Genomic DNA, 23759 nt, shown 5'->3' on the forward strand with positions numbered 1-23759 from the left:
CGTTTAAAATCTGTGACCAAATTTCAGACCATAGATCATGGCATCATTGTCTGAGACACTTGCAAGACCTGAAATATGAGATGTTTCAGTATTCGATGGTTTTGAGAGTTTCATATAATACAAGCCAGTCGCTAGAAAATTGTTCGGGTTAAATTTATGCATCATACCTAAACCTAAACCTCGATAGCCATCACTTGGGTTTAAGGTCGACGCCGGATTTCCTGTCCCGTTGTCCCAAATAAACTCTGCAGCAGCGAGCCAACTCGGATTCAATTGATGTGCAATCCCTAACTTTCCTGACCATTGATCTTTCTGATATTCCACCAATTGGATATCAGTTAAATCACGGTATTGTGGATCGAGTGCTGCGTATTGAAGCACGGCATTAAACTGCGGTGGCTGAATGTTGAAATCTTTCCAATTAATCCACCGAACTGTGCCATATACAACATTGTGTGGGCTAATGGCTGTTTGAAAATCAAAATTGACGCTTTGTGGCGTTTGAATTGAGGTATGGGTGTCAAGTACTAATTGAAAAGGACCATTTGAATATAAAGTTGATTCAGAGGTCTTATTTTCATGTTTGATTTTTGAACGATAGGTTAGGCTAGTTTTAATAGCATATTCAGGGATTTGATAACTGAATCCGAGCAGCCAACCAAGCGCTTCATCTTGTTTAAAATCGGCATGGTAGCCATTGAGAGCAGCATATTGTTGTCCAGAAATTTTTAAATCACCTTTAAATGTTTGTAGGCTTAAACCGCTATAAATATTCCAATTATTATTGGGTTGATAGCCTACCAGTCCAGTTAGGTTATGCGTTCTAAAGTTAATATCGGCGCTTTCAATATCGATATTTGAGTTATCTGGTAAGCGAGGACTATATTGATAACTGATATCGGTATGAAAGGGTTGTTCATAAATCACCCCCGCAGAAATATTTTTATGCGGTTGAATTTTGAGTGCCAATTTCCCAGAAAATTGTTGATGGGCGAGATTCCCTGTAGAAAAATCAGTTACACCTAGTTCACTAATTGAAGCTTGGTTCTGTACTTTCGCGTCAATTTGAGCATCAACATAAGCGAAACTGGCTTCAGTATAATTTCCGGGTTCAAGAAAGGCCGAGATCGATTGATCTGAGTTTTCTATCCCTGCTGCATACATGATTTGTATGGGGCAGACGATACCGACTGCCACTGCGACGAATTGATTTTTCATAAAGTCCTGGCTTATGGGTCGGAAGTAATGAAGTTTTAATTTTTATTGTGTTGAACGTATTTTAATCACAATTAAAAATAAAGCCAAGAAAACCTAGATAAAATATGTGTTTACCAAAAAAAGAGGACAGCAGGTGTCCTCTTTAATTCGTCAATTGGTCTATCAGTCTTCTGGGTAAGCGACTTTTTTCAACGCTTTGATGTCAGCATCTGGTGAACATAAAGAAATAAACTCATAGCCATAACCACGTAGTAAATGTCCTTTGCGAACAGCAATCCAAGTGGTATTAACACCAAAAATATCGGTAGGAATTTGTTTTAAACGGTAATCACGTTCTGGGTCATATGCCACATCGTTGACAATACCCACTCCCATATTAAGTTCAACATAGGTTTTAATAACGTCTGCATCAAGTGCGGACATCACGATATCAACATCAAAGCCTGAATCTTCAAAGGCTTTATCAATTTTTGAACGACCTGTAAAACCACCGTGATAGGTAATAATTGGATAGTTCGACAAATCTTCAATGGAGATATTTGATTTTTGGGTCAGTGGGTGCTCTTTAGGCGTAATGATGCTGTGTTGCCAGTTGTAGTAAGGCACGCTTGCAAGGTTATCTTCATTGGTTAATGATTCGGTTGCGATCCCGATATCCGCTTCACCTTGAAGGAGCATTTCTGTAATTTCAATAGGGCTTGCTTGTTGCAAAATTAGATGAACTTTTGGAAATTCTTTTTTAAATTGGTTCACAATCGGCGGCAAGACATAACGTGCTTGCGTATGTGTGGTCGCAATCGTCAATGTCCCTTCATCTACTTTGTTGAAGTCATCTGCTAGACGTTTAATATTGTCTGCATCTACAAGCATGCGTTCAACGATACCCAATAATGACTGGCCTGGTTCGGTTAAACCGAGTAAACGTTTACCTTTACGGATGAACAGCTGTACACCAAGTTCATCTTCTAGATCTTTGATGTGTTTACTCACGCCTGACTGCGAAGTGTAAAGTGCAGCAGATGCTTCTGTTAAATTAAAATTCTGACGTACGGTTTCTCGAATAATTCTTAATTGTTGGAAATTCATAATTTTATTTTACCTTAAAAGCAAGTGGGGCTTGTGACGGCCCCAACTTTTTGTTTTATGCAACTTGGTTTTCAAATAAATGCAAGTTTGTTGCACTTAACCATACCGTTTGATTTGGGCGGAATTGATGCGCTTTCGCTTCATCAGCCGTTAATGAAATTTCGATCAGATTGCCTTGGCGGTCATGCAGTTCAGCAATGACTTTACCTGCAATCCAAAGCTCACGTACAAAAGTCGCTTGGATGGCATTTTCTTGCGGCTGTGCATGAATACGCAGTTCATCCGGACGAGCAAAGGCAATGACATTGCCTTGCGGTGCATTAGCATTTTGTGGCAACAAAATTCGGTCTTCACCAATTTGAATAAGGCCATTACTATTTTGACCTTCAAAACGGTTGGCTTGACCTAAAAAGTCAAATACAAACGGTGTTGCAGGTTTTTCATAAACTTCACGTGGCGAGCCAATCTGTTCTACGTTGCCTTTATTCATCACAATGATTTGATCGGCCACTTCAAGCGCTTCTTCTTGGTCATGGGTCACGAAAATAGAGGTAATGTGGAGTTCGTCATGCAAGGTACGTAACCAGCGGCGTAATTCTTTACGAACTTTGGCATCCAATGCACCAAAAGGTTCATCCAGTAATAACACACGCGGCTCAACCGCTAATGCACGTGCTAAGGCAATACGTTGACGTTGACCACCTGAAAGCTGAGCTGGGTAACGGTCAGCCAAGAAACCAAGCTGAACAAGATCAAGCAAACGAGTAACCCGTTTTTTGATCTCGGCTTCAGATGGGCGTGTTGCACGTGGGCGTACACGTAAACCAAAAGCAATGTTGTCAAATACGGTCATATGACGGAACAGTGCATAATGTTGGAATACAAAACCAACTTCACGTTCACGGACATGAACTTTAGTGGCATCTTCACCTTCTAGAATGACTTGACCGCTATCGGCAGATTCAAGTCCTGCAATGATACGGAGCAGGGTGGTTTTGCCACAGCCTGATGGGCCAAGCAGCGCAACGAGCTGGCCATCAGGGAAATCTAAAGAGATATTTTTAAGTGCATGGAATGCACCAAAGTGTTTTTCAATATTTTTTACTTGAATACTCATGAGGTCATTCCTTAAGAAACTTGTGAATCTTCTTTACGCTTGTCTTGTCGTTCCTGACGTAGTTCAACCCATGTTTTTAAAATCAGGGTCACAATCGCCAAGAGCGCTAATAGTGAAGACACAGCAAAAGCAGCACTAAAGGTATATTCGTTATAAAGGATTTCTACGTGTAGCGGTAAGGTGTTGGTTTCGCCACGAATGTGACCTGAAACTACAGAAACAGCACCAAACTCACCCATTGCACGTGCATTACATAGAATCACGCCGTAGATTAAGCCCCATTTGATATTTGGAAGTGTCACTTTCCAGAAAGTCTGCCAGCCTGAAGCACCCAATACGATAGCTGCTTCTTCTTCCTCAGTCCCTTGAGCTTCCATTAATGGAATCAACTCACGTGCCACAAAAGGAACGGTAATAAACACAGTAGCAAGGACAATGGCTGGAACGGCATATAAAATTTTGATGTCGTTATCCATCAGCCAGCCGCCTAACCAACCTTGAGTACCGAAAATCAATACCAACATTAAGCCAGCAATAACTGGAGAGACTGAAAATGGCATATCAATAATCGTGGTTAAAATAGATTTACCACGGAAATTAAACTTGGCAACAGACCATGCCGCAGCTACACCAAAGACGACGTTCAACGGTACGGCAATCACAGCTGTCAGTAGCGTAAGTTTTACTGCTGATAATGTATCTGGATGTACCAGTGCTTGGAAGTAAACGCCAACACCTTGTTTAAAGGCTTCAACGAAAACCAAAACCAATGGCAGAATCAGGCAGCTTAAGAAGAAAATTAAAGCAATGATGATCAGGGTATAACGAACCCATGTCGGTTCACGCGTTGCATCACGCGACTGTAATTTTTCCGCAAGCGCATTACTGTTCGTATTCATCGTGCAGTTCTCCCTGTACGGTGACTTGCCCATGCTTGAACCAAGTTAATTAAGAATAAAATGGCAAAAGAAATCACCAGCATCACAACAGCAATCGTGGTCGCACCTGCATAATCATATTCTTCAAGGCGAGAGATAATCATCAATGGGGCAATTTCAGTCTTGAAGGGTTGGTTACCTGCGATAAAAATCACCGATCCATATTCACCCACACCACGAGCAAATGCCAAAGCAAAACCTGTTAACAGCGCAGGAAATAGAATAGGTAAGATCACTTTGGTCACGATCTGAAAGCGATTTGCACCCAGTGCAGAAGCTGCTTCTTCAAGTTCAGTTTCTAGGTCGCTCAGTACAGGCTGTACAGTGCGAACCACAAAAGGAATACCAATAAAGATGAGGGCCAAGGTAATACCGATCGGGGTATATGCGACTTTAATGCCAATGGGTTCAAGGTACTGACCGATCCAACCAGTCGGTGCATATAACGAAGTCAGTGCAATACCAGCAACGGCAGTTGGCAATGCAAAAGGTAAATCAACCAATGCATCGATAATACGTTTACCCGGGAAGGTATAGCGAACCAAACACCATGCTAAGAGCAAACCAAAAACCACATTGACTAACGCAGCAATAATGGCGGCACTAAAACTCAGTTGTAACGATTTTAAAATACGTTCTGAGCTTAAAATCTCCCATAGTCCTTCCCAACCGATACCTAAAGATTTAATAAATACGGCTGAAAGGGGAATGAGCACAATTAAGGATAAATACGCTAGGGTAAAGCCTAGAGAAAGACCAAATCCTGGCAGCACTCGGGATCGCTGCGACATGATGACTCCTCAAAATGAGAAAAGCTGACTTAAAAGGTCAGCAAAATTGAATAAATGATTTTGCGACAAGCTTAATGCTCAGTACTTAAAAAGCAAATTGAAATAAATACTTGTTTTCATCAGTAAAGCTGATATGTTTCATGTGGTTTTCTGAAATTAAGTAATTGAAAATTTCAGGAAACGGTCCAAAACCTGATGCAACATTAATGTGACCCACAGCCCCCATATTCACAGGGTAGAGCTTCCAAGCACCTGCAAGTTGTTTTGCATCTTCAAAGCCAAGCCAAGGATCATTTTCACTAATCAACATCGTTGTCGGCACACGAATACTCAGCTGATGAAAAAATGCTTTGTAATCCGTTGTACTGTCGCGTGCAAAGCCATTTTCACCAAAGCGAGCTGGATTGGCTGGCGCAACCAAAACTAAATTTTTGATTTTTTTATTGAGTTCTGGATGCAAGGCCAATGCTGCCACCGTGGTTAAACAACCAAAGCTATGCGCCACAATTTGAATTTCACCCTGTAAAGGTCGTACGGTTTTAACGAATTCTTTAATCCAGTCTTTTAGTACAGGATGATTCCAGTCTTTTTGCTGAACACGAGAGCTAGACATGAGCTGACGTTGTAACCAAGATTGCCAATGTACGTGTTCACTACCGCCTACACCCGGGACAATTACTGTATGTGTCATGTCAAGTTCTCCTGATTCAGTCAATGAATGGCCTTATTTTCCATTGTTGGCTTTGACGATTTGGTCAAACACGCCGCCATTTTCAAAGTGTGCTTTTTGGACTTTATCCCAACCACCAAATTCTTTATCAATGGTTACGAGTTTAAGTGGCTTAAAGACTGATGCGTATTGTGCAAGCGTTGTAGCGTTACGTGGACGGTAAAAGTTCTGAGCTGCGATTTGCTGACCACGTGGTGAATAAAGGAAGTTTAAATAACCTTTGGCTAAATAAAGATTACCTTTTTTCTCTGCATTTTTTTCTAAAACAGCAACAGGGGGCTCAGCTAAAATTGAAAGTGAAGGGGTCACAATTTCAAATTTACCCGGTTGTTCACGAATCGCTAAATGTGCTTCATTTTCCCAAGCCAGTAATACATCACCAATACCACGTTCAGCAAAGGTCGTAGTCGAACCACGTGCACCTGAATCGAGTACTTTGGTGTTTTTATAAATCTTACGGACGAATTCTTGAGCCGTTGTATCATTACCACCCGTTTGATGTTTTGCCCAAGCCCATGCTGCTAAATAATTCCAACGCGCACCGCCTGAGGTTTTCGGGTTTGGGGTAATAATACCCACGCCTGGTTTAACCAGATCGCCCCAATCTTTAATTGCTTTTGGGTTGCCTTTACGGACTAAGAACACAATCGTTGAGGTATATGGCGTTGAGTTTTGTGGAAGTTTCTTCTGCCAATCTGCAGGTAAAAGTTTGGCTTTTTCTGCAATCACATCAATATCCGCTGCAAGTGCTAAAGTCACCACATCGGCATCTAAGCCATCAATGACTGCACGTGCTTGTTTACCTGAACCACCGTGAGATTGTTTAAAATTAATTTTTTGACCTGTACGGCTTTCCCAATATTTGCTAAAGTCTTTATTCACACTTTCATAGAGTTCACGCGTTGGGTCGTAAGATACGTTTAAGAAGTCTTTTGCAGCTGCGCCAAAAGAAACCGTCGAGATGACTGCTGCAAGAACACCCAATTTTAATTTTGCGGAAAGACTCATGTGAACCTCAATAATTTTTACTTAGTCTGTAACATGGATGAAGAATAGCGCCAATCTTTATGCATAAAAAATAATTAAAAACGAATTTTATATGAATAAAAAAGATAATAAGTGTGTCTACGAAAAAAAAGCATCGACCTTATGCGAAAGGAAGATGCTTTTCAGTATTTAAAGCATTATTTTGAATTATTGGTCTTCACGATTTGGTCAAAGACGCCACCATTTTCAAAATGTTTTTTCTGTACTTTGCTCCAACCACCAAACTCTTTATCAATCGTGACGAGTTTTAAAGGTTTAAAAACATTTTTATATTTTGCTAAAACTGCCGCATTACGTGGACGATAATAGTTCTGTGCTGCAATGGTTTGACCTGCAGGTGAGTACAGATAATTTAAATACGCTTTGGCTAAATTTTCATTGCCATCTTTCTTGGCATTTTTTTCTACAATCGCAACAGGCGGCTCGGCCAAGATAGAAAGTGAAGGGGTCACAATCTCAAACTTACCTGGCTGTTCACGAACTGCCAAATGTGCTTCATTTTCCCAAGCCAATAACACGTCACCAATACCACGTTCAGCGAATGTAGTTGTTGCACCACGAGCACCTGAGTCGAGGACTTTGGTTTGCTTATAAATTTGACGGACAAATTCTTGGGCTTTTGCATCATTACCACCTGCTTGATGTTTTGCCCAAGCCCACGCTGCTAGATAGTTCCAGCGCGCACCACCCGATGTTTTTGGGTTCGGGGTAATAATGTCGACACCAGGTTTAATTAAATCGCCCCAGTCTTTAATGCCTTTCGGGTTGCCTTTATGCACTAAGAACACAATGGTCGATGTATATGGCGTTGAGTTTTGCGGGAATTTTTTTTGCCAGTCTTTTGCAACTAAACCACGTGCAGCAATTTCATCAATATCTGCAGCCAAAGCCAAAGTGACGACATCTGCATCTAGACCATCAATAACTGCACGAGCCTGTTTGCCTGAGCCACCGTGAGATTGTTTAAAGTTAATGTCTTGGCCTGTGGTTTTTTTCCAGTAAACACTAAAGTCTTTATTGAAGTTGTCATACAATTCACGGGTTGGATCATATGACACATTTAAGAAATCTTTGGCAGATGCACTGAATGCTGTGGCAGAAATGAATGCAGCCAAAACCCCAAGTTTTAATTTCGATAGATTCATGTTGTCCTCAATTTTTATACATGTTTTGTTGAATGAGGCAAGAATATCTGTAGTTTTAATGCAGAAAAAATAATTAAAAAAGAATTTAATATGAACAAAAAAGAAATATATGCTGAGCGATTATTTTTTAAAATAAAGTGATGTAATTGGGATGACGACGTATGCAGTGTTTTAAAAATGCGCAGCAAATAGAACAAGTTAATTTACTTGATCGAGCCTTTCACTATGGCGATGGCTGTTTTAGCACGGCACGTATTCGCCAAGGACAAATAGAACTTTTAGCTTTGCATATTGCACGATTAAAATTGAGCAATGAGCGATTAAAGCTAAATGCAGATTTAAACCTTATTGAAGACACTTTAAAATTGTTACGTAAACAAGATATCGTCAATGGCACTTTAAAAATTGTGTTGAGTCGTGGTATTGGTCAGCGTGGCTATAGTTTGCCTGAGCATCCAGCAGATGTTTGGGTGTTTTATTACCCCAAAGCTGTTGCAGATTTTGAGTACGAAACTGTCGAAAGTGGTGTATTACATCAAGCCATTGGGTTAACCATGCCAAGTTTGGTGGGTTTGAAGTCCTTAAATCGATTAGAACAAGTTATGCTCAAAGCAGAGTTGGATCAAACCCCATGGGGCGAAGCTTTGGTGACGGATGTGCAAGGTACAGTTGTTGAAGGTGTGAGCAGTAATTGTTTTATTCGCACAAATGAAGGATGGATTACACCCGAACTTCGTTATAATGGCGTGCATGGTGTCATGCGTGCAGAAATTTTAAAACGGATGCTGCAGCATCAGATTCCATGTACTCAACGTCACGTCAATATGGATGAAATTACGCATTTTCAGAGTGTTTTTTTCTGTAATGCCTTAAGTCCCATGAAAATTGCATCAACTCTGAATGGAGTTGAGTTAGATGTTCAAGCTTGTATTGAACTTTTCCGAACACTTCAATTAAGTCAGATTCGTTAATATGTCCACCGCGTCTAAAAAAACAAATAAGAAAAAATCTGCCAAAGCAGGTTTTCCATTTAAAGCATGTTTGGTTGTGCTACTTGGCATCGTTGTACTTGTGGCGATCTTACTGTGGTCGAGTTTATTTAAAGCCTATCCCGTGGAAGGCAAAAAGCAAATGTTGGCGATTGGTGCAGGGGATACCTATTCAGGATTTATTGACCTACTGGCCAAAGAGAAACAAGTTCATTTTCCTATTATTTTGAAGTTGTACCAAAAGTTCATGATCAATGACACCTTAAAAGCAGGTGTGTATGAAATTCATGAAGGTATGAGTGTACGAGAAGTTATGGAGTTGATTTCGAATTCTGAAAATGCGCAAATGAATCGTATTTTAGTGATTGAAGGGACGACATTTAAGCAACTCATTGATGCTTTAAAAAATGACCCATTGGTAACGCATGACATTAGCAATCTGCCTTATTCAAAGATTTTGCAGGAACTGGGTATTCCTTATTCACACCCAGAAGGTTTATTTGCTCCGAATACGTATTTCTTTGCAAAAGGTGAATCTGATCGAAAAATTTTGAAGGATTTGTACCAACGTCAAATGAAATCGCTAGATCAAGCTTGGGCAAATCGTGCTAATGATTTACCGTATAAAGATAAATATGAAGCCTTGATCATGGCATCGATTATTGAAAAAGAAACCAGTCTTGATCGTGAGTTAGAACAAGTATCAGGGGTGTTTGTGCGTCGTTTACAACAAGGCATGCGTTTACAAACGGACCCTACGGTTATTTATGGCATGGGCGATAAGTACAACGGTAATATAACTCGTCAGGACTTACGTACACCAACAGCCTATAACACTTACACGATTAATGGTTTACCACCAACACCGATTGCTTTGCCGAGTCAAAAAGCAATTGAAGCCGCGATGCATCCTGATTCATCTAACAATATATATTTTGTTGCAACAGGAAATGGCGGCCATAAATTTAGCAGTAATTTGCAAGACCATAACCGCGCGGTACAAGAATATTTATCTGTAATTCGTGCGAAAAACTAAGGAGTGAGCATGTTTATTAGCTTTGAAGGCACGGAAGGTGTGGGTAAAACTACACTCATTCGTAAATTACATGATCATTTCCAAAATTTGGGTAAAAATGTCGTACTTACACGTGAGCCGGGTGGTACACCTATGGCTGAACAAATTCGTGCATTACTTTTGGCCGTCAATCATGATGAAGCAATGAGTGATGATACAGAGTTGTTACTTATGTATGCTGCACGCGCACAGCATTTGGCGCGCGTGATTTTACCTGCATTGGCAGAAGGTAAAATCGTTTTATGTGATCGTTTTGCCGATTCGAGTTTTGCTTATCAATGTGCAGGACGTGGTTTAGATCGTGACAAGCTCAATGTCTTAAATGCAAGTTTTGTTGCGCGTATACCGGATATTACTTTTTGGCTTGATGCACCGATTGAAACAGGAATGTTAAGAGCAAGAGAGCGTGGTGCTTTAGACCGTTTTGAACAAGAGAAAGCAACTTTCTTTGAGAAAGTAAGATCAGGTTTTGCTGAGATTCATCAAACGCACCCTGAACGAATGAAACGCCTTGACGCAACCCAAACACCTGAGCATGTTTTCCAACAGGCATTATCGCATCTACAGCAGATCTAAAATGCCATAGTATTTGTTAGGCAATTGATTTAAAAATCATTCATAGCAAAAGTTATGGATGATTTTTTATGCATGCTACAAAACAGGAGATTATCAATTTCCTTAAGACTGAATTTGCGCCAAGCTTAAAGCATTGCACTATCGTTGAAGTTGGTGAAAAGGCTGCCACTTTAATTTGGCATGTGACTGAAAAAGATTTGCGGCCTGGCAATACTGTTTCAGGCCCGACTATGATGACTTTGGCGGACTTTGCATTGTATGTGGCAATACTTGCAGAGATTGGAATTGTCGGACTTGCAGTCACCACAAGTATGAATATTAACTTTTTAAGGAAGCCTGAGGCGAATAAAGATTTGCGGGGAGAATGTCGATTACTTAAAGTCGGTAAAAGCATCATTTATGGTGAGGTATTGGTTTATTCAGAGGGTGTTGAAGAGCCTGTGGCTCATATTACCGGTAGCTATTCGATTCCTCCGCAGCGATATTGAACTGAAAATATGCAGTTGATCAATTAGATTGGATTAAAATGCAGCAGTCTGTCTAAATAAATTGTGCATTGGTTGGTGAATTTTCTGCGTAGTGTATTTTAATTTGCATAATTTCAATAACTTAGTAGAAATCAATTAACTCATAAGTGTTATTTTAAATCTATAATTGAATCACAGATTTGATTGGTTAAATACATGACTGCTACTGCACATGAAGTTGTTCGGCTCTTTCAGGAGCATGCATATCCTTTGTCAGAAAAATTGACAGAAATGCTGAATGAGCATTACTCACATCAAACAGAACGACGTGGCTGTGGATATACTCAAGCCACACGTGTATTAGCTGAATATATTAATTTGCCGCGTGCATCACATGAATTTCAAGATCTCAAACTCTTTGATCAATATGACACGCATGGTTTACGCAAAATTTTAGATCAAAGTCGTGCTTATCATTTAGATTTGTCTAGTTGGCGTCATCTAGATTTAAATCAAAATATTCAGCAATTGAAACAATCCCCAGACTTTTACGAGATTTTACAGAAAGAATTGCATTTTCAAAAAAGTTTGCGTCAAATCCAGCAACATGCAAATTTGGAAGAAAGTCAGCTTATTTGTTCTTTGATTGAAGATCTGATTTTGCCAAAATCATCAACTGAAAACCAAATCGTTGAAGTGCAAGCACTGGCTAAAAAGCCAAAAGTTGGCTCTTGTCCAATGGCTGAAAATTTCTTTTTAAAAATTGCACATCGACGTGTATTTCGTAGCGGTGAAATTAATATTTTTGTAGATGAATACGGTCAGCCCTTATTTATGGAAAAGTTAAATATGGGGGATAACCATTCTTGTATCAGCTTGAAACCTGTACTCATGAATGGTGTCCGTATTCCAGCCGGTTCACTTTTTTCCGTCGATTATGATCCAGAACAATTAGTTGAAAAACGGGGGAATCGTGAGTTTAAAGGCTTTGTGATTCCTTATCAGGCTATTTCTGGGTGGTGGTTTTTACGTTTAACGACTTTGTCAGTGTCGCCTCAAAATCGAAAGCGTGCCTTCAGTACACATTTTCAGCAGCAAGTGGATAATGGTCTGTATAGCCCAGGTACGACTGAGCTTCAGCAATTAATTGATGTGGCAATAGCGCAACTTTGAGTGTTTCCATCATGTTAGATGTATGCTTTTCGCCAAAATATTTTGCTCATACCCATACCAATAGTATGGAAAAATTATTGGCGGTTGGAACAGCTTTAGAACAATGGCAGAACATCAGAATACATGAGCCTGAGTGTATCGACGCTGAAATTTTAAGCCAAGTGCATGATCCTGTTTATGTGGACGCATTTATGACAGGGCAGCCCACTAAGCTTGCGACCTTTTCAGGTTTTAAGCCTTGGAATACTCAGCTTCGAGATGCAGTGCTGAGAATCAATGCAGGGCAGTTGATGGCAGCAGAAATGGCTTTGCAAAAAGGCATTGCAGCAAATGTTGCACAGGGTTTTCATCATGCAGTGTATGAATATGGCGGATCATTTTGCACATTCAATGGTTTGGCTTTGGTGGCACAGCAGAATCCGAATAAAAAAATCTTTGTACTCGATTGCGATCAACATGGGGGGAATGGTACAGCTGAGTTTACTAGACGCTTAGAGAACCTTTTTAACTTTAGTATTTATGGGCTACGTTTTGGTTGTCCTACTTATGAACGTTCTTTAACTCGGCATGTGCATAAAGATCGTGGAAATTTTGCACAATATACTTTGGCTATACATGAGGGAATACAGCATGCCAAAGCATGGGGTGCAGATTTAATTATTTATCAAGCAGGGATGGATTGTCATCAAGCTGACCCTTTTGGCTCATCATGGTTTAGCACCGCTTTGATACAAAAACGTGAAGAAATGGTCTTTAACTTGGCTAAACGTGCAGATATTCCGCTGATGTTTGTATTGGCTGGGGGCTATCAAAATATGAATGATCTTGTAAATCTGCACTTAGAAACTTTCAAAGCGGCATTACATATTTATGGGTAGTAAAATCAAAAAAAAGCCGACATCATGTGCGGCTTCTTTTTTAATTTAAAAGTTTTAAGAGACTAACTCAGTATTAACTACAGGGCAATCAACCGTGAAATCGGGTGGACTTAACACCGTTTTACGTAGTTCGTCTGCTTGTTCAGGATAGTCTAAAGTGAAATGCAGACCACGAGACTCTTTACGCTCCATTGCACAGCGCACAATCATTTCTGATACCAGTACTAAGTTACGGAGTTCAATCAGATTTTTACTGACTTGGTAATCTTGGTAATACTCGGTGATTTCACGCTTAAGCATTTCAATGCGGTGTAGGGCACGTTGGAGGCGCTTGGTCGTTCTGACAATACCCACGTAGTTCCACATGGTTTGGCGAAGCTCGTCCCAATTTTGCAAAATCACCACGTCTTCATCAGGGTTGGTCACTTGCGAGTCATCCCATTCTGGGACATGAGGCGCCTGATAAGTCCCTTGATGTTGTGATGTGATATGTGCTGAAGCACTCATACCATAGACGAAACATTCCAGTAAGGAGTTACTCGCCATACGGTTTGCACCATGTAGGCCGGTATAAGAGGTTTCCCCAATGGCATATAGGCCTGGAATATCGGTCTGACTGTTTTCATCAACCACAACGCCACCACAGGTGTAGTGTGCTGCCGGAACCACCGGAATCATTTCTTTGGTAATATCAATACCGAGTTCCATTAAGCGTGCATACAATGTTGGGAAATGTTCTTTGACAAATTCTGCAGGTTTATGGGTGATATCAAGCCAAACATGACGGATTCCTAGACGTTTGATTTCATAATCAATAGCGCGCGCTACGATATCGCGTGGTGCTAATTCGGCACGCTCATCAAAGCGCAGCATAAAGCGTTCACCATCTGGAAGACGTAAATAGGCACCTTCGCCACGCATCGCTTCGGTAATTAAGAAAGAGCGAGCTTGAGGATGATATAAACAGGTTGGATGGAATTGGTTAAACTCCATATTGGCAACACGGCAGCCTGCACGATACGCCATGGCAATACCATCACCCGTCGCAATGTCGGGATTTGATGTATATAAATATGCTTTCATGGCACCACCACAGGCAAGGGCAGTGAAGGGTGCTAAAAAGGTATGTACTTTTTCGGTTTTTTCATCTAAAGCATACAGACCGAGAGCACGGTTTTCAGTTTCAGGATTTAATTTTTGTGCGGTGATTAAATCGATTGCAATAAAATTTTCAAAAATATGAATATTGGCTTTTTCTTGCGCACGTTCAACCAATGTTGTGGAAATAGCACGACCTGTGGCATCTGCTGCATGGATAATCCGCCGGTGAGAGTGACCACCTTCACGTGTCAGATGTAACTGTTCTTGGTCGTCTAAAGTAAATTGCACACCCTGATTCAGTAGAAAATCGACAGAAGATTTACCACCTTCAACGGTTTGTTTTACCGCTGCCATTTCACATAAATGCGCACCGGCAATCATGGTGTCATTGATATGTTGTTCGATAGAATCTGTTTTATCGAGGACGGCAGCAACACCACCTTGGGCATAATATGTACTGGCATCCGTCAGCGTCGATTTAGCTAAAACAGCAATATTAAAATGATCTGGTAACGATAGGGCTAAACTTAGGCCTGCACCGCCACTTCCCACAATAATCACATCAAATTGATGTGTCGTGTTTAAATTAGACATGTCCATCAGCTAATTTTAAAAAATGTCCGATCATCACAACTGTTTTTTCTTATAAACGCAATGACTATAAATTAACTAAATAATGAAAAATATTCATAGATCTGTAATATTTAAGGAATGTTTAAGATTGTTTATCATAAATAATCATCAAACATTTTATTACGAAGCTTAGACTTGCATTGTGATAAAAACTAACGTATTTCAAATGATAAGCACAATTGAGTGAATGCTAACAATGAATAAATCGTATTTACAAAAGGGACTCTATGCAGCTGTGTTTACGGTTGCTAGCGTGCAGACTCAGGCAGCGGGTCCTGTTGATTTTTCCAATTTGGTTGAACAAGTCAGCCCAGCTGTCGTAAGCGTGAATGTGGTTAAAAAGCTTAGTCAAGAAGAGCTTTTGCAGCAACAAGTCCCAGAAATATTACGACGCTTTTTCGGTAATCAGGTGGTTATTCCGCAGCAAAAAATGCCGCAAGAAAAGACCGGTTATGGAAGCGCATTCTTTATTAGTAAAGATGGTTATCTATTAACCAATCACCATGTGGTAGAAGATGCCTCGAAAGTCACCATCGTACTGAATGACCGCCGTGAAATTGATGCCACAGTTGTGGGTAGTGATGAGCGGACTGACGTGGCTTTGTTAAAGGTCAAAGGTTCAAATTTTCCTGAGCTACGCACAGGCAATGTTGACCGTTTACGTGTAGGTGAGCCAGTGTTGGCCATTGGTTCACCATTTGGCTTTGACTATTCAGCTTCGGCAGGAATCGTTAGTGCTAAAATGCGTAATATGATGGGAGAAACCTCGGTTCCATTCATTCAAACCGACGTGGCATTGAATCCAGGTAATTCTGGTGGTCCATTATTTAATCAGTCTGGTGAGGTGGTCGGGGTAAATTCTCGTATCTTTAGTGGTACAGGCGGTTATATGGGGTTATCGTTCTCGATTCCCATTGATGTTGCAATGGATGTTGCAGACCAATTAAAGAAAAACGGCAAGGTAACACGTGCTTATTTAGGCGTCATGCTACAAGATATCGATCGTAATCTTGCAGAGTCTTATAACCTTTCAAAACCAGAAGGTTCTTTGATTACTCAAGTTGCACCAAATTCACCTGCTGCAAAAGCTGGCTTTAAAGTGGGTGATGTCATTTTGAAGTTTAATGGCACACCAATTTCACGTACAGGCGAACTGCTGAATTATCTTAATCGTACAGGTCCAAATCAAAGTATTCAGCTTGAAGTACTGCGTGATGATAAACGCCAAAATATTTCAGCAACCTTGATCACAGCACCAGATGATACGCCTGCAAAAGCTGAAACGACATCTGTGAAAAAAGGTCCAGTGATTGGGGTGTCAATTCGCAACTTAAACGCAGATGAATTAAAACAACTGAGTCTAAAAGGCGGTGTCTTAATTCAAGATGTACGTGCAGGAGGTATAGCTTCACAAGCACGAATTCAGCCGGGGGATGTTGTCACCCAAGTTAATAATAAAGTCGTAAACAATGCTGAAGATTTTGTGAAAGTTATTTCTGAGTTGAAAAATGGTAGCATTGCACGTGTTTCTTTGATTCGTCAGGGACAGCGTGCGATTGTGGGCATGCGTATTCAGTAATGAGTTACTAAATGAAAACCACTCCAAGCGAGTGGTTTTTTAACTTTAGCGTTTTTGCAATTCACCCTTAGCTAAAAATGGGTAGACTGTGGGCCACAATTTAAAATTTGCAGGACGCTATGAGCGATATCTTTGATTTAAAAATTACAGTTCAAGCTGAACATATCGACGCATTAAATCATGTGAATAACGTGGTGTACGTCAGTTGGATGCAAGATGTCGCGACAGCACATATTGAAGCTTTGGGTTTAGGCTTAAAAGAATATATTGAATTGAAGCATGCCATGGTCGCTGTTGAGCATCATGTGCAATATCGTAAAGCAGCGCTCGAAGGTGAGGAGATTATTTTACGAACTTGGCTAAATGATATCAATGCATTGTATTCGTTTCGGCAGTACGTATTTTATCGCCCTAAAGACAAAGCGATATTATTTACAGGCAATACACAGTGGGCATGCATTGAAATTGCTACAGGCCGTCCAAAGCGCATGTCGCCAACATTTACCCAAGCTTATCAACCCATCGCAGATAGCATAAATCCGCTTGATTTTAGTGCTTATGATCTCTGAGTTTTAATTGAAACCTCATATTAATGCGAAGACTAGTTAAGTTCTACACGCAGGATAAGTGGTTAGCATAAAAGCAATGCATTATTTTCGATACTTTGAAAAATCCATCTGCTATAATCCTCGGCAATTTCTATTCGGCTTTTGCTATGCATAAAGAATTGCATGTATAGCGCTTTTATTTTTCCAAGGTAGCCCATGGCGCAAGCTAAAAAATCTGTTGATATAAAAAACATTCGTAACTTCTCGATCATTGCGCATATCGACCATGGTAAGTCGACGCTTGCCGACCGATTTATTCAAACTTGTGGTGGCCTGCAAGATCGTGAAATGCAGGCACAGGTTCTAGATTCTATGGAATTAGAACGTGAGCGTGGTATTACGATTAAAGCTACGTCTGTGACTTTGTATTACACTCATCCTAACGGTGAAGAATACCAGCTTAACTTTATTGACACACCTGGGCACGTTGACTTTTCTTATGAAGTTTCACGTTCACTTGCTGCATGTGAAGGCGCATTATTGGTTGTCGATGCTGCACAAGGTGTAGAAGCCCAGTCTGTTGCTAACTGCTATACAGCAATTGAACAAGGCTTAGAAGTCCTACCTGTTTTAAATAAAATCGATTTGCCGCAAGCAGAGCCAGAGCGTGTTATTCAAGAAATTGAAGACATTATTGGCATCGAAGCGACTGAAGCACCGACGTGTTCAGCTAAAACCGGTCTAGGCATTGAAGGGGTGCTTGAAACACTAGTCAATGTCATTCCTGCACCCGAAGGCGATCGTAATGCACCATTACAAGCCTTAATTGTTGACTCTTGGTTCGACAACTATTTGGGCGTGGTTTCTTTAGTTCGTATTAAAGAAGGTCGTGTGCGTAAAGGCGATAAAATGTTGATGAAATCAACTGGTCAAACGCACATCATCACCTCAGTAGGTATTTTTAATCCTAAACATACAGAAACTGACATGCTCGAAGCAGGTGAAGTTGGTTTCGTGATTGCGGGTATTAAAGATATTTTTGGTGCTCCAGTTGGTGATACGATTACCTTGGCAACTACACCAGAAGTTGAAAGCTTACCGGGTTTCAAAAAAGTGAAACCACAGGTCTATGCAGGTTTATTCCCAATCGATTCAAGTGAATTTGAACCGTTCCGTGAGGCGCTGCACAAACTGCAAATTAATGACTCAGCGTTGTTCTTTGAACCTGAAAGTTCAGATGCACTTGGTTTTGGCTTTCGTTGTGGCTTCTTGGGTATGCTGCACATGGAAATTGTACAAGAACGTTTAGAACGTGAGTATGATCTGGACCTGATTTCTTCAGCACCAACCGTAATTTATGAAGCGGTGATGAAAAATGGTCAAACCATTTATATCGACAGTCCTTCTAAAATGCCTGATGGTTCAACAGTTGAAGACTTACGTGAGCCAATTGCTGAATGTCACATTTTAGTACCGCAAGAATACTTGGGTAATGTGATGACTTTATGTGTTGAACGTCGCGGCGTTCAAAAGAATATGAAGTTTATGGCGAACCAAGTGGCCATTACGTTTGAAATCCCAATGGCTGAAGTAGTGATGGATTTCTTTGATAAATTGAAATCATGTTCACGCGGTTTTGCATCGTTAGATTATAACTTTGTGCGTTTTGAGAGTTCATCTCTAGTTAAGGTAGATGTGTTAATCAACGGTGAAAAGGTCGATGCCTTGGCCATGATTTGCCACCGACAAGATGCTCGCCATCGTGGTATTGCACTTGTGGAAAAAATGAAAGATTTAATTCCACGTCAAATGTTCGATGTGGCTATTCAAGCAGCGATTGGTGCACAAATCATTGCACGTTCAACTGTAAAAGCGATGCGTAAAAACGTTTTGGCTAAATGTTATGGTGGTGACGTGTCGCGTAAGAAGAAACTTCTTGCGAAACAAAAAGAAGGTAAGAAACGTATGAAACAAGTGGGCAGCGTCGAAATCCCACAAGAAGCGTTCCTTGCTGTATTGAAAGTAGAAAGATAATAAATAGAGGTTTATGAGCTCATGGATTTTGACTTTAATTTGATCCTTGTTCCTGCCACAGTCATTTTTTTCTTAATTTGGCTGTTGGATAAGTTTGTCTGGAAGCAACGGCAGACCAAAGGTAAAGGGAATGAAAATGTCGTTATCGCATGGGCTTATGATTTCTGGCCGATTCTAGCGATAGTTTTGGTGATGCGTTCATTCTTATATGAGCCATTTAATATTCCATCTGACTCTATGGTTCCAACCTTAGAAACAGGTGATTTTATTGTGGTGAATAAATATCAGTATGGCGTACGATTACCTATTATTAATAAAAAAATTATTGATGTTGGTGAGCCTGAGCGTGGTGATGTCATTGTATTCCGTTATCCACCACAACCAACCATTAGCTATATTAAACGTGTGGTCGGTTTACCAGGTGATCATATTATTTATGATCATGGTCAACTGAGTGTGAATGGTCAAAAGGTGGCAAAAGTTCCTGTAGAATTTAGCCGTGAAAAAGATCAACTCGATACACCTGCATCGATTTATCATAAAGAAACCATGGGTAAGCATACGTTTACCATGCGTGAGCTTGAAGGCGTCAATGTTGCGCGCCAAGCACCATTTATCAACTATGTTGAAAATGGTAAATATTCAACAGAAAATGGTTTATATTGGGAAGTTAAGGTTCCTGAGGGTCACTATTTCGCGATGGGGGATAATCGTGATCAAAGTGCGGATAGTCGTTTTTGGGGCTTTGTGCCTGAAGAAAACCTCACTGGACGTGCTTTTTACAAGTGGATGCATAAGGAACCTGGTTTAAAACTGCCTTCATTTAGTCGTAATGGCAGTATTGATTAGTCTTACATCAGGAAAATAAAATGAGACATCAACGGGGAACGTCTTATATTGCAATTTTAATTGCTGTGATTGGTTTCGCTTTTTTAGCTAAAGCTTTAATTGCGGTTTGGGGACCGTATGTTGACGATCGTCTCGTCAACAATGAAATTGAAGAATTGATGAAGAGCAGTCCTAAAAATATTGCTCCGAGTAAGTTTGAGTCACAAATGTCACAGCGTTTAGATATGAATGGTGTACGTGATTTAAATTTTAAAGATATTGCTCAAGTCACTAATGTAGATGGTCTACAAGTGAAAACAGATTATGAAATAAGAAAACCTTTCTTATTGAATATTGATATTGTGTTGAAGTTCGAGAAAAGTTTTGATCAAAGCTCAGTCCAAGCTAAATGAAGCTCGTTTAGCAAGTCGTATCGGTTATCAGTTTAAACAACCTGAATTGTTACAACTGGCCTTGACCCACCGATCGGTGAGCCATAAATACAATTATGAACGCCTAGAATATCTGGGCGATTCATTATTGGGTATGATAATTGCCAATTATCTGTACCATGCCTACCCGCATGAAAATGAAGGGCGTCTAACGCGTATGCGTGCGACACTGGTTCGTCAGGAAGCGCTAGGAAAAATTGCCAATGACTTAAAACTCAGTCAAGAATTAATCTTGAGTACAGGTGAGTTGAAATCTGGCGGTCATCATCGTGAGTCTATACTTGCGGATACCGTTGAATCGATCATTGGTGCAATCTATGTCGATTGTCAGGATTTAAAAATTCTGGAACCGATTGTTCTTAAATGGTATGTGCCATATTTAGATCATATTGAACCAACTGATCAACTGAAAGATCCTAAATCACGTTTGCAAGAGTATTTACAAGCACGTAAAAAACCTCTCCCGGTTTACGAGGTTGTAGATATTCAGGGTGATGCTCCGAACCAACATTTTAAAGTTGAATGTACAGTTGAAGGGCTCCCTGTTAAATACGGTGAAGGTTCAAGCCGTCGCTTTGCTGAACAGGCAGTAGCGGCAGAAATCTTAGAAATTTTGGAGAAAAAGTCTTAATGACTACTCATTCCGATCACGTAGATGCTGATCACGAGTCGCAAGGCGACAGTAACGATTTAATTAGTCAGTTTTTTAGTGCACAAGGCACTGAAATTCCAGCCGATTTTAAAAGTGGGTTTGTGGCGATTGTTGGTCGTCCAAACGTGGGTAAATCAACGTTGATGAACCATATTTTGGGTCAAAAACTTTCCATTACCTCTCGTAAACCACAGACCACACGTCATAAAATTGTGGGTATTGACTCACGCGAAAAATCTCAAGCGGTATTTGTAGATACCCCTGGGATGCACAAAAAAGAAGTCCGTGCCATCAATAAAATGATGAACCGTGCGGCACATTCTGCACTTCGTGATGTGAACTTAGTTTTGTTTGTGATTGATGCAGACAAATGGACACAGAATGATGATTTAGTGTTAGAAAAGCTAAAAAATGCCGATATGCCAGTGATTCTTGTGATCAATAAAATTGATACACTAGAGAATAAAAACCATGCATTACCATTGATACAAGAGCGTGCAAAATTAATGAATTTTGCAGAAATTGTTCCTGTATCAGCATTACGTGGTGCAAATTTAGATCATTTGCGCAGCACGATTGAGAAATATTTACCATTCCAACCACCACTGTATTCACTTGAGCAATTGACTGATCGTTCAGAGCGTTTCCTTGCCTCTGAAATTATCCGTGAAAAAATCATGCGTCAATTGGGGGAAGAGCTTCCTTATGATCTAACCGTTCAAATTGAGTCGTTTAAAACAGAAGAAGCAACAGTTAATCCAAAAACTGGTCGTCCTAAAGCGGCGTGTACCTATATTGATGCGACGATTTTTGTCGATCGCTCTGGCCAAAAAGCCATTGTTATTGGTGAGAAGGGTGCCAAACTGAAGAAAATCGGTATGGATGCACGTGTAGATATGGAAAAAATGTTCGAGCAAAAGATCATGTTGACGCTTTGGGTGAAAGTCAAAGGTGGTTGGTCTGATGATGAACGTGCATTGAAAAGCTTAGGTTATAGCGATATCTAATCGTTAAATAACAAACTTTGAGGGAAGAGTAATGATGAAAGTATTGGCCGTAGTTGCATGTGTTTTGTTTCTACAAGGGTGTATTCATAAAATCGTTACTGTTCCTGTCAAAGTGGCTTATAAAACCACAAAAGGCGTGGTTAAAGGTACTGCTGCAGTTGTGGGTGCAGTCATTCCAGATGGGGATGAAGATGAAGACGACAAGAAAAAGAAAGACAAGGATTAATATTTCAAATCATGCGTAATGAGATACTGCATGGTTATTTAATTCACCATCGTAAATATCGTGAAAAAAGTCATATTGTGCACTTGTTTACTCAGGAGCATGGTCGAATTGATGGTATTCTCAGGCAAACGCCACCTCCCCAGTATCAACCAATTTGCTTGCAAGCATCTGGTAAGTCCGAACTTAAAAACTTTAGTAAACTCGAAATTGTAAATCAACCGATTTTCTTTTTTGGGGATGCTTTTTTTTCAGGATTTTATCTAAATGAAGTCTTATTGAGGCTATGTCCGTTAGAGGTTGAGATGCATGAGACATTTGCTCAATATGCACACACCTTGGAACAACTTCAATGCATGTCTGTCCAGGCCAACCCTGATCTATTCTTACGGCAAATCCTTAGACAATTTGAGCATGTGCTGCTTGAAGAGTTGGGTTTTGCGTTGGATTTTTCAACTGATGCAAATCAACAGCAAATTCAGCCTCATGAAAATTATCAATTTCATTTAAACGAAGGTTTTCAACCTGTCATTAAAGCCTCACGCGCAACATTGTCAGGTCAACATATTTTAAGTATGTGTGATTATGAAAAAGGTGGGGAATTTAATTCTGAACAGTTACAATTACTGTCTAAGTTGTACCGACAAATGATTACTTCCTTGCTTGGCGATCGTCCATTAAAAAGTCGTCAATTGTGGATACAGAATTATCAAACTCAACGTCATTAGGAAAGAATTATGGCAGCTTTGCTTGGTGTAAATATTGACCATGTGGCAACACTACGAAATGCACGTGGGACAACTTATCCAGATCCTGTGAATGCCGCAATTATTTGTGAGCAAGCGGGGGCGGAAGGGATTACGCTGCATTTACGTGAAGATCGTCGCCATATTAAAGATGATGATGTACGTCGTATGCGTTCTGTATTAAAAACCCATATGAACCTTGAAATGGCAGTGACCAATGAAATGGTTGAATTTGCCAAAGAGATTCAGCCGCATCATGTATGCTTTGTTCCTGAAAAGCGTGAAGAAGTCACGACTGAAGGCGGTCTAGATGTGGTTGGGCATTTTGAAGATGTAAAAAACGCGACTCAAGCACTCGTGGCGATTGGTTGCGAAGTTTCATTATTTATTGATGCTGACTTTGCTCAAATTGATGCAGCGATTGCCTGTGGTGCGCCTACGATTGAGTTGCATACAGGTGCATATGCAGATGCTGAAACACCTGAAGCGCAGAAAGCAGAGCTGGAACGTATTATTCGAGGTGCTGAATATGCGGCATCTAAAGGATTGATTGTGAATGCTGGCCATGGCTTAAATATTGACAATGTCACTCCGATTGCGCGCATTGCGCAAATTCATGAATTGAATATTGGTCACTCGATTATTGCTGATGCTGTATTTATTGGATTGGCACAGTCTGTAAAACAAATGAAAGCTGCGATTAAAGCCGCACGTTAATTTTTAAGT

The 23759-nt window shown here is 40.3% G+C and carries 25 protein-coding genes; 16 read left to right on the forward strand and 9 right to left on the reverse strand.

What is annotated here, in order from left to right:
• Positions 1–3: 3 nt before the first annotated feature.
• The 8 genes from M5F03_RS07410 to M5F03_RS07445 form a co-directional block, all read right to left on the reverse strand.
• Positions 4–1218, reverse strand: coding sequence for an OmpP1/FadL family transporter (locus M5F03_RS07410; RefSeq protein ID WP_249707791.1), 1215 nt, complete (start codon positions 1216–1218; stop codon positions 4–6).
• A gap of 162 nt (positions 1219–1380) precedes the next feature.
• The gene (locus M5F03_RS07415) at positions 1381–2304 is read right to left on the reverse strand and encodes a CysB family HTH-type transcriptional regulator (protein ID WP_180129325.1); all 924 of its coding nucleotides are present in this window, start codon (positions 2302–2304) and stop codon (positions 1381–1383) included.
• A gap of 55 nt (positions 2305–2359) precedes the next feature.
• Complete coding sequence (locus M5F03_RS07420) at positions 2360–3421, reverse strand: sulfate/molybdate ABC transporter ATP-binding protein (protein WP_111883965.1); 1062 nt, start codon at positions 3419–3421, stop codon at positions 2360–2362.
• An 11-nt stretch (positions 3422–3432) separates the two neighbouring features.
• Positions 3433–4320 (reverse strand): sulfate ABC transporter permease subunit CysW, encoded by an 888-nt coding sequence (cysW, locus tag M5F03_RS07425; RefSeq protein WP_078192018.1) that lies wholly within the window; start codon positions 4318–4320, stop codon positions 3433–3435.
• On the reverse strand, positions 4317–5150 hold the full coding sequence (gene cysT, locus M5F03_RS07430; protein ID WP_249707793.1) for a sulfate ABC transporter permease subunit CysT: 834 nt from the start codon (positions 5148–5150) through the stop codon (positions 4317–4319). The genes cysW and cysT overlap by 4 nt, the downstream gene beginning before the upstream one ends.
• Before the next feature lie 85 nt (positions 5151–5235).
• Positions 5236–5841 carry an alpha/beta hydrolase gene (locus tag M5F03_RS07435; RefSeq protein ID WP_249707795.1) on the reverse strand — a complete coding sequence of 202 codons (606 nt, stop codon included), beginning with the start codon at positions 5839–5841 and terminating at the stop codon, positions 5236–5238.
• A 33-nt stretch (positions 5842–5874) separates the two neighbouring features.
• The gene (locus M5F03_RS07440; RefSeq protein ID WP_249707797.1) at positions 5875–6888 is read right to left on the reverse strand and encodes a sulfate ABC transporter substrate-binding protein; all 1014 of its coding nucleotides are present in this window, start codon (positions 6886–6888) and stop codon (positions 5875–5877) included.
• A gap of 176 nt (positions 6889–7064) precedes the next feature.
• Complete coding sequence (locus M5F03_RS07445; RefSeq protein ID WP_180063416.1) at positions 7065–8072, reverse strand: sulfate ABC transporter substrate-binding protein; 1008 nt, start codon at positions 8070–8072, stop codon at positions 7065–7067.
• A gap of 161 nt (positions 8073–8233) precedes the next feature.
• On the opposite strand from M5F03_RS07445, the gene pabC reads away from it, so the two are divergent.
• The 6 genes from pabC to M5F03_RS07475 all read left to right on the forward strand — a co-directional run bounded on the left by pabC (position 8234) and on the right by M5F03_RS07475 (position 13230).
• Positions 8234–9043: an aminodeoxychorismate lyase gene (pabC, locus tag M5F03_RS07450; protein ID WP_180120752.1), complete on the forward strand. Its 810-nt coding sequence runs from the start codon at positions 8234–8236 to the stop codon at positions 9041–9043.
• Between the two features lies 1 nt (position 9044).
• Entirely contained in the window at positions 9045–10097 is a 1053-nt protein-coding gene (gene mltG, locus M5F03_RS07455; protein ID WP_249707799.1) for an endolytic transglycosylase MltG, read from the forward strand.
• Between the two features lie 9 nt (positions 10098–10106).
• The gene (gene tmk / locus M5F03_RS07460; RefSeq protein WP_180040130.1) at positions 10107–10712 is read left to right on the forward strand and encodes a dTMP kinase; all 606 of its coding nucleotides are present in this window, start codon (positions 10107–10109) and stop codon (positions 10710–10712) included.
• A gap of 68 nt (positions 10713–10780) precedes the next feature.
• The gene (locus M5F03_RS07465; RefSeq protein ID WP_180076822.1) at positions 10781–11200 is read left to right on the forward strand and encodes a PaaI family thioesterase; all 420 of its coding nucleotides are present in this window, start codon (positions 10781–10783) and stop codon (positions 11198–11200) included.
• A 195-nt stretch (positions 11201–11395) separates the two neighbouring features.
• Positions 11396–12352 (forward strand): hypothetical protein, encoded by a 957-nt coding sequence (locus M5F03_RS07470; protein WP_249707801.1) that lies wholly within the window; start codon positions 11396–11398, stop codon positions 12350–12352.
• A gap of 11 nt (positions 12353–12363) precedes the next feature.
• Complete coding sequence (locus M5F03_RS07475; protein ID WP_249707803.1) at positions 12364–13230, forward strand: arginase family protein; 867 nt, start codon at positions 12364–12366, stop codon at positions 13228–13230.
• A 54-nt stretch (positions 13231–13284) separates the two neighbouring features.
• Here the strand turns inward: M5F03_RS07475 and nadB are convergent, their stop codons facing one another.
• A complete protein-coding gene (gene nadB, locus M5F03_RS07480) occupies positions 13285–14931 on the reverse strand; it encodes an L-aspartate oxidase (RefSeq protein WP_249707805.1) in 1647 nt (548 codons plus the stop codon).
• Positions 14932–15160: 229 nt separating this feature from the next.
• On the opposite strand from nadB, the gene M5F03_RS07485 reads away from it, so the two are divergent.
• The 10 genes from M5F03_RS07485 (at position 15161) to pdxJ (ending at position 23750) form a co-directional block, all read left to right on the forward strand.
• On the forward strand, positions 15161–16543 hold the full coding sequence (locus M5F03_RS07485; RefSeq protein ID WP_111883975.1) for a Do family serine endopeptidase: 1383 nt from the start codon (positions 15161–15163) through the stop codon (positions 16541–16543).
• Positions 16544–16662: 119 nt separating this feature from the next.
• Positions 16663–17112 carry an acyl-CoA thioesterase gene (locus M5F03_RS07490; RefSeq protein WP_249707808.1) on the forward strand — a complete coding sequence of 150 codons (450 nt, stop codon included), beginning with the start codon at positions 16663–16665 and terminating at the stop codon, positions 17110–17112.
• A gap of 195 nt (positions 17113–17307) precedes the next feature.
• Positions 17308–19125: a translation elongation factor 4 gene (gene lepA / locus M5F03_RS07495; RefSeq protein WP_111883977.1), complete on the forward strand. Its 1818-nt coding sequence runs from the start codon at positions 17308–17310 to the stop codon at positions 19123–19125.
• A gap of 21 nt (positions 19126–19146) precedes the next feature.
• Complete coding sequence (gene lepB, locus M5F03_RS07500) at positions 19147–19974, forward strand: signal peptidase I (RefSeq protein ID WP_180156028.1); 828 nt, start codon at positions 19147–19149, stop codon at positions 19972–19974.
• A gap of 20 nt (positions 19975–19994) precedes the next feature.
• On the forward strand, positions 19995–20366 hold the full coding sequence (locus tag M5F03_RS07505; protein WP_078192003.1) for a DUF4845 domain-containing protein: 372 nt from the start codon (positions 19995–19997) through the stop codon (positions 20364–20366).
• Complete coding sequence (rnc, locus tag M5F03_RS07510; RefSeq protein ID WP_111883979.1) at positions 20338–21036, forward strand: ribonuclease III; 699 nt, start codon at positions 20338–20340, stop codon at positions 21034–21036. Before M5F03_RS07505 ends, rnc begins: the two co-directional genes overlap by 29 nt.
• The gene (era, locus tag M5F03_RS07515; RefSeq protein ID WP_067765139.1) at positions 21036–22064 is read left to right on the forward strand and encodes a GTPase Era; all 1029 of its coding nucleotides are present in this window, start codon (positions 21036–21038) and stop codon (positions 22062–22064) included. Before rnc ends, era begins: the two co-directional genes overlap by 1 nt.
• Positions 22065–22095: 31 nt before the next feature.
• Complete coding sequence (locus tag M5F03_RS07520; RefSeq protein ID WP_078192000.1) at positions 22096–22290, forward strand: NF038104 family lipoprotein; 195 nt, start codon at positions 22096–22098, stop codon at positions 22288–22290.
• An 8-nt stretch (positions 22291–22298) separates the two neighbouring features.
• Positions 22299–23015, forward strand: coding sequence for a DNA repair protein RecO (gene recO / locus M5F03_RS07525; RefSeq protein ID WP_180126509.1), 717 nt, complete (start codon positions 22299–22301; stop codon positions 23013–23015).
• Positions 23016–23024: 9 nt separating this feature from the next.
• Positions 23025–23750: a pyridoxine 5'-phosphate synthase gene (gene pdxJ, locus M5F03_RS07530; RefSeq protein WP_249707810.1), complete on the forward strand. Its 726-nt coding sequence runs from the start codon at positions 23025–23027 to the stop codon at positions 23748–23750.
• The last annotated feature ends 9 nt before the right edge of the window (positions 23751–23759 follow it).

Source organism: Acinetobacter amyesii (assembly GCF_023499985.1).
Lineage (GTDB): Bacteria > Pseudomonadota > Gammaproteobacteria > Pseudomonadales > Moraxellaceae > Acinetobacter > Acinetobacter amyesii.